Origin of the sequence: Halobacterium sp. DL1 (assembly GCA_000230955.3) — an archaeon.
In the GTDB taxonomy this organism is placed as follows: Archaea; Halobacteriota; Halobacteria; order Halobacteriales; family Halobacteriaceae; genus Halobacterium.
Genome location: CP007060.1, coordinates 1,869,931 through 1,883,300 on the forward strand (window position 1 = coordinate 1,869,931; position 13,370 = coordinate 1,883,300).

The 13,370-nt window shown below is 69.1% G+C and carries 10 protein-coding genes; 4 read left to right on the forward strand and 6 right to left on the reverse strand.

Going from position 1 to position 13,370, the window contains the following annotated elements; all coding sequences use genetic code 11:
* Positions 1–140: 140 nt before the first annotated feature.
* A complete protein-coding gene (locus HALDL1_11455) occupies positions 141–2,069 on the forward strand; it encodes an acyl esterase (GenBank protein ID AHG04146.1) in 1,929 nt (642 codons plus the stop codon).
* A gap of 30 nt (positions 2,070–2,099) precedes the next feature.
* On the opposite strand, the gene HALDL1_11460 is transcribed toward HALDL1_11455, so the two are convergent.
* Together HALDL1_11460 and HALDL1_11470 are read right to left on the reverse strand one after the other, a co-directional pair.
* On the reverse strand, positions 2,100–3,551 hold the full coding sequence (locus HALDL1_11460) for a purine-cytosine permease (GenBank protein ID AHG04147.1): 1,452 nt from the start codon (positions 3,549–3,551) through the stop codon (positions 2,100–2,102).
* 657 nt (positions 3,552–4,208) lie between these two features.
* Positions 4,209–5,444: a cytosine deaminase gene (locus HALDL1_11470; protein AHG04148.1), complete on the reverse strand. Its 1,236-nt coding sequence runs from the start codon at positions 5,442–5,444 to the stop codon at positions 4,209–4,211.
* 199 nt (positions 5,445–5,643) lie between these two features.
* Between HALDL1_11470 and HALDL1_11475 the strand changes: the two genes are divergently transcribed.
* Together HALDL1_11475 and HALDL1_11480 are read left to right on the forward strand one after the other, a co-directional pair.
* Entirely contained in the window at positions 5,644–6,540 is an 897-nt protein-coding gene (locus HALDL1_11475; GenBank protein ID AHG04149.1) for a carbon monoxide dehydrogenase medium subunit, read from the forward strand.
* Positions 6,533–7,036, forward strand: coding sequence for a carbon monoxide dehydrogenase subunit G (locus HALDL1_11480; protein AHG04150.1), 504 nt, complete (start codon positions 6,533–6,535; stop codon positions 7,034–7,036). Before HALDL1_11475 ends, HALDL1_11480 begins: the two co-directional genes overlap by 8 nt.
* Positions 7,037–7,123: 87 nt before the next feature.
* On the opposite strand, the gene HALDL1_11485 is transcribed toward HALDL1_11480, so the two are convergent.
* The 4 genes from HALDL1_11485 to HALDL1_11500 all read right to left on the reverse strand — a co-directional run bounded on the left by HALDL1_11485 (position 7,124) and on the right by HALDL1_11500 (position 12,758).
* The gene (locus HALDL1_11485; protein ID AHG04151.1) at positions 7,124–9,592 is read right to left on the reverse strand and encodes a carbon monoxide dehydrogenase large subunit; all 2,469 of its coding nucleotides are present in this window, start codon (positions 9,590–9,592) and stop codon (positions 7,124–7,126) included.
* Entirely contained in the window at positions 9,593–10,162 is a 570-nt protein-coding gene (locus HALDL1_11490) for a (2Fe-2S)-binding protein (GenBank protein AHG04152.1), read from the reverse strand. It lies immediately after the preceding gene.
* Positions 10,163–10,292: 130 nt separating this feature from the next.
* Positions 10,293–11,441 (reverse strand): cytochrome oxidase I, encoded by a 1,149-nt coding sequence (locus HALDL1_11495; protein AHG04153.1) that lies wholly within the window; start codon positions 11,439–11,441, stop codon positions 10,293–10,295.
* Positions 11,442–11,555: 114 nt separating this feature from the next.
* Complete coding sequence (locus tag HALDL1_11500) at positions 11,556–12,758, reverse strand: hypothetical protein (protein ID AHG05312.1); 1,203 nt, start codon at positions 12,756–12,758, stop codon at positions 11,556–11,558.
* Positions 12,759–12,839: 81 nt separating this feature from the next.
* Here HALDL1_11500 and HALDL1_11505 point away from each other — a divergent pair, with 81 nt between their 5' ends.
* A complete protein-coding gene (locus HALDL1_11505) occupies positions 12,840–13,364 on the forward strand; it encodes an OsmC family protein (protein ID AHG04154.1) in 525 nt (174 codons plus the stop codon).
* Positions 13,365–13,370 lie beyond the last annotated feature (6 nt).

Consider the following 13,370-nt stretch of genomic DNA (forward strand, 5'->3'; position numbering starts at 1 on the left):
TGTGGAGTGCTGCCATACCGGGCACGTACCTTTCTCTACAAACATCCATTATAAAACTGCCGCCATTTCAGATAGAGGACGTGCCACTATCGGGCAGTTTCGGGGGAAACGTATTTGCAGATGCTACCAGTCGTTGACGTATGCCGAGCACCAGCGAACCAGCGTACAGTGTCCACGCCGACCTCGACGTGATGATCGAGGCACGTGACGGCACTGGACTGGCGACAGACATCTACCGACCGGCCGACCCGGACACCCGCGAACCCATCGAGGAACCCCGGCCCGTCATCCTCGACCGCACGCCGTACGACAAGACTGGCGGCCGGACTCGTCACGGGGAGTGGTACGCCTCGCGGGGGTACGTCATCGCCATCCAGGACGTGCGCGGCCGCTTCGACAGCGAGGGCGAGTTCTTCATCAACAAGAACGAGGCCGAGGACGGCGCCGACACCGTCGAGTGGCTCGCCGACCAGGAGTTCTGCGACGGCAACGTCGTCACTCTCGGCACGTCCTACGGTGCGTGGGTGCAGAACGCGCTCGCCACGCAGGACCCCGACGGCCTCGCCGGGATGTTCGTCAACATGGGCGCCGCCAACGGCCGGAAGAAGACGTTCCGCCACAACGGCGCCTTCGAGCAGCGGTGGCTGTCGTGGGCGCTGACGCTCGGCGCAGGGTTCTCCCACGAGTCCCTCGCCGACCCCGACGTCCAGCAGGTGTTCGCGGACGTGGACGTCCGCGAGGTGTTCGAGAACGGCCCCATCCAGCGGGGCGAATCGGCGCTCGCGGAGTTGCCCCAGTACGAGGACTGGGCGTTCGAGATCATGACCACGGCGTCGGCGAGCGACGACTACTGGCAGAACCCGAGCGTCAACTTCGAGCGCTACTACGACCAGAGCGCGGACGTCCCGACGGTCTACTCCGGCGGGTGGTACGACTCCTACACTGGCGCGACCTGCGACAACTTCGTCGGCCTCGCCGACCGGAAGGACAGCGACCACTACCTCCTGATGGGGCCGTGGACCCACCTCGCGCGCCTCCCGGGCGGCCACGACCACAGCGAGAACCTCCTGTTCCCGCCGCTAACGTGGGAGCACCCGACCGCCGGCGACCTGGCGTTCGGGGAAGACGCGACGATGAACTACCGCGAGACCCGCAAGCAGTTCTTCGACCAGTACGTCCTGGGCGAGGATTCGTGGGACCTCCCCCGCGTCCAGTACTTCCTGATGGGCACGGGCGACGGCCACCAGACCGAGGAGGGCAACCTGTTCCACGGCGGCGAGTGGCGCAGCGCCGAAGAGTGGCCGCCCGAGGGCACGGAGATGACGAAGTTCTACGCGCACGACGACGGCACGCTCTCCACCGAGAAGCCTGCCGCCAGCGAGTCGTACACGTCCTACCAGTACGACCCCGAGGACCCGGTGCCGACCATCGGCGGCAACACCTCCTCCTATCTCACCTACGAGCCACGCGAGGAGTCCGTCGAGGCGTACCCGCTGGGCGACAGGAACATAGTCGACTTCGCGGGCCGCGGCGGCTACGACCAGCGCACGGACGAGGACACCTTCGGCGCCAGCGAGCCGTACGGCCCCCTCAGCCAGCGCGACGACGTCGTCGTCTTCCGCACGCCGCCGCTCGAGGAGGCCGTCGAGATCGCGGGCCCCATCCGCGTCCGTGTCTTCGGCGAGACGGACGCGCCGGACACGGACTTCACCGCGAAGCTAATCGACGAACACCCCGAGTCCGATGACTACCCCGACGGCTACGACCTCAACCTCTCGGACTCCATCTGCCGCGCGCGCTTCCGGGGCTACCGCGACGAACCCGACTTCGTCGAACCCGGCGACGTCTACGAGTTCTACATGGAGCCCTACGACACCGCGAACCGGTTCAAAGCGGGCCACCGCATCCGCCTCGACATCTCCTCGTCGAACTGGCCGCGCTTCGACGTGAACCCGAACTCGGGCGGCCCGCTGTACACTGACGACGACTACCAGGTCGCGGAGAACACCGTCCACCACTCTGCGACGCACCCGACGCACGTCGAACTCCCCCTCCAGCCGACGAACTGAGGAGCGAAGGAAAAGCGGGCTGTACTTCTTTCAGAACGTCTCGGAGTCGTGCGTGCCGACGATGCCGGGACGTTCGAGACCGTAGTGGCCGACGACCTGCACCACCATCGCGGCGATGATGCCGTTGAGCGCAGCGATACCGGGAATCAGCTGTGGCGCACCGACCCCGGGGATGACGGCACCCGCAGTGAGCGCGGCGACGACGCAGCCGAGGACGTACGCGACAACCGGGACGACCCGCACGCTCGCGAAGTCGACGGACTCCATCCGCGGGATGTTCAGCCGCCAGCAGAGCAGCAAGTCGGCGATGAGGACGCCGCCGAGCGGCGGGACGTACTGGCCGAGCGTCGAGAGCCACGGGATCAACAGGTTCGCGACGCCGAACAGGGCGAGCGCGATACCGATGGCCCCGCCCGCCAGCACGAACGGACGCTTCCGGTCGTAGTCGAAGGCCTCGCTACCCGCGACGCCGAACGCGTACGCGGCGTTGTCGTTCGTCGTCCAGATGTTGAGGATGAGCGCGATGAGACCGACCGCTGCGAGCCCCTGGACGGCGAGCACCTCGTAAAGGTCCCCGCCTGTGTCGGCGTAGACGGCGCCGCCCACCGCCCCGCTGACGAACAGGAAGCTGTTGCCGATGAGGAACGCGATGAGGCCGGCCCAGAACCCGGTGCGCCGCGAGGAGGCGAATCGGGCCCAGTTCGGCGCCTGCGTGCCACCCGAGATGAACGTCCCGACGACGATGGTGACGGCGGCACCGAACGTCATCGAACCGGCGCTCCCAGTCGTCTCCATCAGGCCGCCGAGGCCGCCGGCGTCCTGGAGCGCGATGCCGATGGACAGAACGCCGACGACGACGAGGACGGGGACGGCTACTAGCGAGAGTTTCTCCATGCCCTCGTAGCCGAAGTACGCTGTCGCGAGGTGGAACAGCCCCCAGAGGAGGATGAGCGCGGACACCCACGTGGGCGTGTTGACGCCGAAGAACTTCGCGGTCGGGATAGCGACGAGCGGGATGGTGACGCCGAACCAGCCGACCTGCGTCCCGCCGAGCAGGAGGTCGGCCCACTTCGCGCCGAGGCGGCCGAACGTGTACCGGGAGAGCAGTACGGTGGTGAGCCCGGTCTGTGCCCCGATGGCGCAGAGGGTAGCGACGTAGATGCCGAGTATGGCGCTGCCCACGGCGTCACGCGCGTTCGAACGCACGCCGACACCACAGAGGAGTCGCTCACGGCCGTCGAAGCACTGCTCGACCTCCGCGACGAAGTCGACGACCTGGTCGACCTGCAGGTCGTCGCGTTCCCCCAGGACGGCGTCTACACGGACGACCACCACGAGGACTTGCTCCGGGAGGCCGTGGAGATGGGGGTCGACGTCGTCGGCGGCATCCCCCACAACGAGCACACGCGCGAGGACGGCGTGAAAGACGTGAAGATAGCCTTCGACCTCGCAGAGCGCTACGACCGCCGAATCGACCTCCACATCGACGAGACGGACGACCCTGGGTCGCGGTTCACCGAGGTGCTGGCGAGCGAGGCCATCAAGCGAGACATGGGCGACCGCACCACCGCCAGTCACACGACGGCGATGCACTCCTACCCGAACTCGTACGCGAGCAAAGTCACAGCGCTGCTCGCGGAGTCCGGCGCCACCGTCGTCACCAACCCGCCGGACAACAGCGTGCTCCAGGGGCGGTACGACGACTACCCGCGACGGCGCGGCCACACCCGCATCGACGAACTGCGCGAGGCGGGCGTGTCCGTCGGCGTCGGCCACGACTCCGTGATGGACCCCTGGTACCACTACGGCGTCGGGGACCCGCTCGACGCCGCGTTCGTCCTCCTCCACTACGCCCACATGAGCGGCCGCGGCGACGTCGAACCCATCTGGGACATGCTCACGCACGCGAACGCCGAGGTGTTCGGTGTCGACGCCTACGGCCTCGCCGAGGGCAACGAGGGGTCACTCGTCGTCTACGACAGCCCCGACGGCTTCAACGCCCTCCGCACACAGGCACCCCGCCGCCTCGTGCTCAGGGACGGCCGCCCCATCGCCCGCACGGAACCCGCGACCACGACAGTCAGCCGCGAGTCCAGCGACGTCGACGTCGACTTCCACCGCTGACCAGCGGCCACCCGACTACGCCACCACCGCCGACCGAATCTCGTTTTCCGCGACCACGCTGCCCTCGTGGAGCACGTAGCGCGGCGCCACGCCCTCCCGGAGCGCGTCCGTCGGGGTCTCGACACTCGGCGGGAAGACGTTGACTGTCGCCGGTGCGCCCGCTTCGAGGCCGTGGTCGATGCCCATCACGTCCGCGGCGTTTCTGCCGACCATGTTCCACGCAGCCTGGCGCTCGGCGGGCGTCTGAAGGTGGGCGGCGTGCGCGGTGAGCAGTGCCGTCTCCAGCATGCTCGCGCGGCCGTACGGGTAGAAGCCGTCGCGGATGCAGTCCTGGCCCGTTGCGACCGTGAGGCCGGCCGCGCGGAGTTCGTCGACCCGCGTGATGCCGCGGCGCTTCGGGTGGCTGTCGTGGCGGCCCTGAAGCAGCAGGTTGGTCGGCGGGTTCGTCACCATCTTGACGCCGGCCTCAGCGAGCAGGTCGACGACCCGAGCGGCATGTGCGTCGTCGTAGGCGGCCAGTGCGCACGTGTGGCCGGCGGTCACGTCCTCGACGCCACGGTCGATAGCCTCCGCGGCGAGGTACTCCAGGGAGCGCGCGGTCGGGTCGTCGGTCTCGTCGACGTGCATGTCCACTGGGACGCCGTATTCGGTGGCCAGGTCTAGGCAGGCGTCGACGTGCTCTTGGGTGTCGGCGTCGCTGCGTTCGTTGGCCGGCATCCCGCCGATGGCGTCCGCGCCCTCCGCCAGTGCGTCCACGAGCAGCTCCGCCGTGCCGGGGTCCCGAACGACGCCCTCCTGGGGGAACGCGACCACCTGCACGTCGGCGACGTCGCTCCACGCCTCGCGGGCCTCGACGACGCCGCGGAGCGGTGTGAGACCGCCGATGGTGTCGACGTCGACGTGCGTGCGGAGTCGGGTGCAGCCGTTCCGGACGTGGGCCTCGATGGCTCGTCCGGCGCGCTCTCGGACGTCCTCGACCGTGTACTCCCGTTTCCTGTCGTGGATGTTCGCGATGGCCTCGCCGAGCGTCCCGCTCTCGTTGTCGGGGAGTTCGTCGGCGATGTACGCCTTGTCGAGGTGCACGTGGCAGTCGACGAACCCGGGCGCGAGGAGGCCGCCGTCGGCGTCGAGTTCGCGTGCTGCGTCGGCACTCGTGCTGTCGAGGGAGGCGATAGCGTCTCCGTCGATTGCGACGTCCGCGGTTCGGCCGTCGGGTAGGCGAGCGTTCCTGACGAGGAGGTCGTGTGCCATGGTTGCCCATGGCCCACTGGTTCCTTAACTGCTCGCCGACCGGGACTCCGTGGGACGGGCTAGCAAAACGCTTAATAGCTGGCTAGAGCGTATTTCACAATCGTCCGACCGGATTACCGGATATCCACGTGAGATACATGTGCAGGTATCGTTCACCCCCTGACGAGAGAGGCGCCCCGCACGCCGGAGGTCGGCCGCCATGAAGCCGGCCACCTTCGAGTACCACCGACCGTCGTCCGTCTCCGAGGCCACGGAGCTGCTGGCGGACCTCGGCCACGACGCCGAACTGCTCGCCGGCAACCAGAGCCTCGGCATCATCATGGCCAACCGGCTGGCCACGCCCGACCACCTCGTCGACATCAACCGCGTCGACGAACTGTCCGGCGTCTCCATCGACGACGACGAGGTCGAGGTGGGCGCGATGACGACCCACCGCGACCTGGAGTTCGCCGACGACCTCCGCGACGTCGTGCCGATGCTCCCCCAGTCCGCCGAACAGATCGCCGGTCCGAGCGTCCGCAACCGGGGGACACTTGGCGGGAGCGTCGCGGAGGCCGACCCCGCCGGCAACTACCCCGCGGCGCTGGTCGCCCTCGACGCCGACCTCCACATCGTCTCCGAGGACGACGGCGAGCGCACCGTGCCCGCCCGCGACTTCTTCATCGCGTACATGTTCACCGACCTCGGTCCGGAGGAACTCGTCACGGGCGTCTCCGTATCCCGGGAGCCGTTCCCGGTCGAACGGACGGGGATGGCCTTCGAGAGTCTGAAGCGCGCCGCCCAGACGTTCCCGACCGTGAGCGCCGCGACCGCAGTACGCGTGGACGACCCGGACGCTGCGGACCCCGAGATCGAGGAGGCGCGTGTCGCGCTGGCGAACGTCGCGGACGTCCCGCTCCACGTCCCCGACGCCGAGGCGGCCGTCGAGGGAACCACCCTCGACGAGGACGCACTCGACGAGGCCGAGGCGGCCGCGAACGACGCCGCCGACCCCTCCCCCGAGATGCACGCCGACGAGGAGTGGAAGGTCGAACTGGCCGGCGAATACACCCGTCGTTCCCTGCAGGCAGCACACAAACGAGCTACCAATGATTGAGTTCTCAGGCGAATTCGAGTCGGATCACGAACCGGAAGAGCTGTGGAAGTACTTCACCGACCCCGACATCCTGGCGCAGTGCGCGCCGGGCTGTGACCACATCGAGCAGCACTCGGAGTCGGAGCTGTCGGCCACCGTCGCCGTCGGCGTCGGCAGCGTCAAGCCGACGTTCGACGTCGACATGACCGTCGTGGAGGCCGACGCGCCGAACCGTCTCGTGATGCACGCGGGCGGCGACGCGTCCCGGAACTCCTTCGAGACCGTCGCGGAGATGGACCTCCTGGAGAACGAGGCGGGCGGCACCACGGCGACCTGGCACGCCGAGACGAACGTCTCGGGGCTCATCGCGAGCCTCGGCCAGCGCGCGCTCGGCAGCGTCGCCGAGCGCCTCGTCAACAACTTCTTCGACGACCTCGAGGAACTCGCAGACGAGGGCGTCCCCGCGGAGTCGAAGATCAGCGCGAAGCCGGACGCGACGGCCAGCCTGGACGAGTAACGCGGCCCCCCAGTCCGTTTTCCGTTCTCCTGTTTCGACAGCGACTGCTGTCCGAAGTTTCGGTCGAACGCAGAACGGAGGGTAGGGTTACTCCGCGTCGCGGAGCCGTTTGCGGACGCGGTGGGGCGTCATCGGAATCTGGTCGGTCACGAACTGCTGGTCCTCGAGCGCCGCGTTGATCGAGGAGGCGATGGCCGCGGGGCCGTCGATCATGCCGCCCTCTCCGGTCCCCTTCGCGCCGGTGACCGTGAACGGCGACGGCGTCTCGGAGTGCTCCAGTTCGACGTCGGGCATGTTCTTCGTCGACGGGAGGAGGTACTCGAACATCGTGATGGCCTGTGGCTGGCCCTCGTCGTCGTACTGGAACTCCTCCATGAGCGCCGCGCCGAGGCCCTGGGCGAGGCCGCCGTGGGCCTGCCCGTCGACGATGGTGGGGTTGAGGCGTGTGCCGCAGTCCCGCAGCGAGTAGAACTTCAGGATGTCGACCTCGCCGGTGTTCGTGTCCACCTCGACGATGGGCGCGTTCGCGGCGAACGCGGCCGTCGGGTAGACCGGGAACTTCCGGGTGAGCGCCTCGTCGAACTCGGGGAGGCTCGTCGTCGGGTGCTCGTAGTCGTAGCTGACCCGGGTGAGTCGCTCGTTCTTCTGCCCCGAGTCGAGTTCCGCGAGTTCCGCGAGCGTGAGCCGTTCCGAGCCGTCGGCGCGCTCGACACCACCGTCGCGGTAGACGACGTCGTCGACGTCGCAGCCGAACTCGCGCTGAGCGGCGAGCTTCCGACAGTTCTCGCGGAGCTTCTCGGCGGCGCCATCGGTGGCGCCCGACAGCATCACGGCCATCCGGGAGGCCGCAGTGCCGTACTCGGTCGGCGCGGTGACGCTGTCGAGGTAGCCGACCTCGATGTCGCTCGGGAGCACGCCGAGGCCGTCGGCGAGCAGCTGGGTGACGAGCGTCTGGTGGCCCTGCCCGGAGGTGTCCGTCGCGAGGTACGACTGGACTGTGCCGTCGTCGAGCAGTTCGATGCGGAAGTGCTCGGGGAGTTCGGAGACGTCCTCGCGCTCACGGGCTTCGAGGGCGTCCTTGTCGGTGCGCTGGCGGTCCGTCCAGTCCGAACCGGAGACGCCGGGTTCGATGTGGACGGTGGGGCTGTAGCCGCGGTACTTCCCCTCCTCGCGCTTCTGCTCGACGACGTCGGGGTCGAGCAGGCCGCCCTCGCAGACCTCCCGTTCCTCGACGATCTCCTCGATGCGGTCGAGGGCCGCCGGGAAGTCACCGGAGTCGTAGATGTTGTGCGTCGGGAGGCGGAACGGCATGTCCTCGGGCTGGATGAGGTTCAGCCGCCGGAGGTCAGAGGCCTCGACGCCGAGTTCGCGGGCCGCCTCGTCGACGACCATCTCGAGGGCGTGGAGGTGCGGGGGCACGCCGAAGCCGCGGTAGGCGGTCTGGGCGGTCTTGTTCGTGAGCGCGACCTCGTAGTCGTAGCGCACGTTGTCGATGTCGTAGGCGTTCGTCACCACGGACAGCGGCTTCAGCGCCTGGTTGACGGGGTAGTGGGGGAACGCGCCGAAGTCGTCGACGAACCACGTGTCGAGGCCCTGGATGGTGCCGTCGTCGTCGTAGGCCAGCCGGACGCGGTAGTCGCGGTCCGAGGAGTGCATGTCCCCGCCTTGCAGGTTCTCGACGCGGTCCTCGACGAACTTCACGGGGCGACCGTCGAGCTGATGGGACGCCATCGCGGCCAGCGTGCAGTAGCGGTGGATGGCGATCTTCGTCCCGAAGCTCCCGCCGACGTCCGGCGGCACCTCCAGATTCACCTTCTCCGGTGGGTAGCCCAGCGGCTCGTAGATGGTGTCGTCGACGAGCGTGTGGAGCTGGATGTTGCAGTCGATGTCGAAGGCGTCGCGGTCGGTGTCGTAGGTCGCGACGACGCCCGCCGTCTCGAGGGGAACCCCGGAGATGCGGCCCCAGGAGTACTCCCGTTCGATGACGTTGTCCGCGTCCTCGAAGGCGCCCTCGACGTCGCCGAAGTCAAGCGTCTCGCTGTCGGCGACGTTCGACCCGTAGTGCTCGTGTACCAGCGTCTCGTCCTCGCGGGCCTCCAGCGGGTCGACCACGGGGTCGAGCTGGTCGTATTCGATGTCGACGAGGTCGACGATGTCCTCCGCGGCGTAGCGGTCCTTCGCGACGACGGCGACGACCGGTTCGCCGACGAACCGGACCTTGTCGTCGGCCAGCGACCACTCCTCGAACCCCTTCAGGCCGCAGGGCATCGGCTCGTACTCCGCTTTCAGCGTGTCGATGGTGAGCGCGAGGAGGCAGTCCGGGTGGTCCTCGGCGGCGCTCGTGTCCACGTCCTCGATGTGGGCGTGGGGGTGGACGCTGCGCACGAGCGCCATGTGGACGGTGCCCTCCGGCTCGATGTCGTGGATGTACTCGGCCTCCCCGGTGAGGATGCGGTGGTCCTCGACGCGTTCGAGGCCCGAACCGACGAACGATTCGCGCTCGACGTGCGTGTCAGTCTCGGTGCCCGGTTCGGTCGGGGACTCGGCGCCGGACATCTACTCGCCACCCCCGGTGCGGTCCTCGATGTCGTCGCTCGGTGCGTCGAGCATCGCGCCCGCCGCACCGTCGAGTTCGTCGGCGGCCCGGTCGACCGCCTTGTAGATGTTCTGGTAGCCCGTGCAGCGACAGATGTTGTCCGCAAGTCCCTCCTTGACCGCCTGCTTGTCCGGGTCCGGGTTGCGGTCGAGGAGTTCCTTGGTGGCCATCACGAACCCGCTGGTGCAGAAGCCACACTGGAGGGCGTGCTCCTGGTGGTAGGCCTCCTGAATGGGGTGGAGTTCGCCGTCCGACGCCAGTCCCTCGACGGTCGTCACCTCGGCGCCGTCGACCTGGACGGCGTAGGTGAGACAGCTCTTCGTGCTCTTCCCGTCGACGAGCACCGTACAGGCGCCGCAGACGCCGTGCTCGCAGCCGACGCGGACGCCGCGCTGCCCGCACTCGCGACGGAGGAAGTCCGAGAGCTTCAGGCGGGGCTCCACGGTCGTCGATATGGTCTCGCCGTTCACCGAGAGCGTGAGCTCCTCGGTCGGACGGTCGAGACTCTGTGAACTGCTCTCACTGCTCATGTACACGTTCAAAAGTAGTGGCTGTTCATTATAGTTTCGTTGAGAACGCCACCAGAACGCCGGGAGGCGAACGAGTCGGGCGAGCGAACGAACCCCGCTTAGCTAGTGAATCTGACAGTCCGACGCGCGGTCACGGCGTCGGGTCGGTGCGCGGGTGGATGGGGCCGGACTGTTCGCGGAGTCGCCCACCCTCAGCGTCGTTCGCGACGGCCAGCGCCTCCGCGACGACGCTCAGTGCGATGCCCGTCGGGCTGCCATCCCCGAGGTCGAGGCCCACCGGCGTCGATACGCGGTCGAGTTCCTCGGGCGTGAACGTCGCCCCCTCCGCGGCGGCCGCGTCCCGGATCTCCTCGAAGCGCTCCCGGGGACCCATCAGCCCCACGTAGGGCACGTCGGTCTCCCGGAGCAGTTCCTCGAGTGCGAGTTGGTCGTCGATGAGGTTGTGTGACATGAGGACGGCGTACGTGCGCTCGGGAGCTTCGACTGCGTCCCCGATATCGTCAGGGTGCGTGCCGACGACGCGGTGGGCGTGCGGGAACGCGTCCTCGTCGGCGCGGGCACCCCTGGCTGACGCCACAGTCACCCTGAACCCGGCCTCCGCACCGAACCGGGCGACAGCGTGGACGTCGTTCTGCGCGCCGAACAGCAGGAGGTCGGGCGCGGGTTCGACGCCGTCGACGAACACGAGCAGGTCGCCCGCCTCGCGCTCGACGGTCACGCCGCCGCTCGACCCCGACTCGCGGGCGTCGGCCGCGGCGTCGCGCAGGTCGTCGAGCGCGTCGTCCGGGAGTCCTGGCCGGTCGTCCCCGGTTCGGAAGCCTTCAGCCGTGAGGACGCTGCGCGCGCCTACGGGGACGGCCTCGTCGTCGCTCTCGACGACGGTCAGTACCGTCGCCGGTTCGCGCTCCGCGAGCGCGTCCAACAGCGGGTCGTAGGAGTCGTCGAGCGGTTCGACGAGCACGTCGATGATGCCGTTGCAGCCGAGGCCCAGCCCCCACTCGTCCTCGTCCATCAGGTCGAACGTCTCCACGGCCGCAGCCCCCGTCTGGCGGGCGTCGGCGGCGAGTTCGGCGACCGGTCCCTCCAGGCAGCCGGCGGTGATGGCGCCGAGCGCGTCGTCGTCGGCGGGCGCGAGCAGTTTCGCGCCGGGCCGGCGGTAGGCCGACCCCTCGACGCCCACGACGGTTGCGACGGCCGCCGTCGCGTCGGTCTCCCGGAGGCTCCGGAGTCGGTCGTGGAGGTTGCGGTCTGTCACGCTCCACGGGTCGTCGGAGTCCATGCCAACGCCTTCCACCCGCGCACACTTAGACGTATCCACGAATTCGGCGCGACGTACCCACTGACGGTTACGGTCGCTTCACAGGGTGTTCGGTTTCGGCCACGAGAACGGGCGTCAGTCGGCCAGCGTGACCTCGGGGGCGCCGCCGATGGCGCGCCGCCAGAGCGCCCAGATGCCGACGACGGTGACGCTCATCGCCGCGAACCCCGTCGCGTACGTCGCCGTCGCCGCCACGAGTTCGCCAACGAGCCACGGGTAGGCGAGCGCACCGGCGTTGCCGACGGCGAGCATCACGACCAGCGTCACCCCCGCGTCGTCGGCGAGGTTCGAGAACGCGAGCGCGAACAGCGGCCCGAACGGGACGCTGAAGCCGAAGCCGGTCCCCGCGACAGCGACGACGAGCAGCGCCGGAGCGTCGTAGTGGACGCCCGCGGCCATCCCCGCGAGCGCCGCGGCGAGACCGAGCAGCGACCAGCGGACCACCGCGCGTTCACCCATCCGGGCCGCCAGCATCCCGCCGAGCGCGCGGCCGACGACGGTGGTCGCCGCGAACGCGAGCAGCGTCGCAGTCGCAGGCACCCCCGGAACCCCCTCCAGCGCGTCGACGTACCACGTCGTCGCAACGATGAGGAAGCCGAAGGTAGCCATGTTGCCGAGGCCGAGCGCGAGCCCCACCTGCGACCGGAGCGGCGCGAGGTAGGCGCGGAGCGGTACCACCGGTTCGCTCTGCCCCCTGTCGAGGAACGGCGCGCCCGCGGCGCCGACTGCGACGACGACGGCGACGGCGAGCATCGCCGCCTGGACGCCAACGTACTCGAACGCCGCGGAGGCGACGGCGAGCGCGACGGCCAGCCCCAGCGTGAACAGCGCGCCGAGCAGCCCTTGCGCGGTCGCCACGAGGTCGCCGGGGGTGCGCCGTCCGACGTGTTTCATCGCGCCGACGAACGCCGCGCCCTGGCCGATACCGAGCAGTCCACGCGCCGCGAGCGTGGTTCCGACGCTTCCGGTCGCCGAGAGTGCGACGGCGGCCGCGCCGGCGAGCAGGCCGACGGTCGCCACCAGCGCGGAGCGCCGGGTCCGCGTGAGTCGGTCGGCGGGCGCAACGACGACGAGCTGCCCGAGCAGGAACAGCGTCATCCCGAGGCCCGCGACGCCGGGCGCCACGCCGCGTTCGAGGAGTCGCGTGACGGCGGCGCCGTAGCTCCCGACCGCCAGCCCCATGCCGAAGAGACCGACGCCGAGCACCGCGAGCGCACGGTTCGGGAGGCCAGCCGGGAACACGGCCGCCAGCGCGCGGCGCGACAGGTCGTCGTTCACGACTTCCGGTCGGTCGTCCCCGTTCAAAACAGTTTGTGCCCCGGCACGAACGTTCATCCGCCAGTGGTCCCGAGTAGGGGTATGCCACTCGACTGGGACCTGCAGAAGGCCGTCTGGGAGGAGTTCGAGACGCTCGCGGACGCCGACCGCGTGCCGACCGGCGAGAACCGCGTGGAGACCGAACTCGTCGAGAACTACCACGGCCGCGGGACCGCGCGCGACTTCGAGTTCGAGTCCGACGAACCCGCGTCGATGGCCGGCGGCCAGAACCGCGGTCCGCGACCGCTGGAGTACTTTCTCGCGGGGTTCGCGTTCTGCCAGCAGGTCGTGCTGGCGAAGCACGCGCTCGCCATGGGCGTCGAGGTGGACGACGTGCGCGTCGAGGTGGAGGGCGACGTGGACCCCCGTGGCGTCCTCGGCATCGACGACGTCGACTCTGGCTTCGACGGCGGCCTCAGGCAGGTCACGCGCATCGAGAGCCCGGCGACCGAGCGTGAAGTCAAGCAACTCGTGGCGACTGCGGACGAGAACTGCCCGGCCAGCGCCTCGCTCGCGGTGCCGGTCGACCGCGAACTCTACCTGAACGGCGAGCGCATCGATGCCTGAGCGCCC

Bases quoted from the DNA above. Each gene is read 5' to 3' on its own strand.
- HALDL1_11455 (AHG04146.1), top strand. From the start codon at position 141: ATGCCGAGCACCAGCGAACCAGCGTACAGTGTCCACGCCGACCTCGAC.
- HALDL1_11470 (AHG04148.1), bottom strand. From the start codon at position 5,444: ATGGCACACGACCTCCTCGTCAGGAACGCTCGCCTACCCGACGGCCGA.
- HALDL1_11475 (AHG04149.1), top strand. From the start codon at position 5,644: ATGAAGCCGGCCACCTTCGAGTACCACCGACCGTCGTCCGTCTCCGAG.
- HALDL1_11480 (AHG04150.1), top strand. From the start codon at position 6,533: ATGATTGAGTTCTCAGGCGAATTCGAGTCGGATCACGAACCGGAAGAG.
- HALDL1_11485 (AHG04151.1), bottom strand. From the start codon at position 9,592: ATGTCCGGCGCCGAGTCCCCGACCGAACCGGGCACCGAGACTGACACG.
- HALDL1_11490 (AHG04152.1), bottom strand. From the start codon at position 10,162: ATGAGCAGTGAGAGCAGTTCACAGAGTCTCGACCGTCCGACCGAGGAG.
- HALDL1_11495 (AHG04153.1), bottom strand. From the start codon at position 11,441: ATGGACTCCGACGACCCGTGGAGCGTGACAGACCGCAACCTCCACGAC.
- HALDL1_11505 (AHG04154.1), top strand. From the start codon at position 12,840: ATGCCACTCGACTGGGACCTGCAGAAGGCCGTCTGGGAGGAGTTCGAG.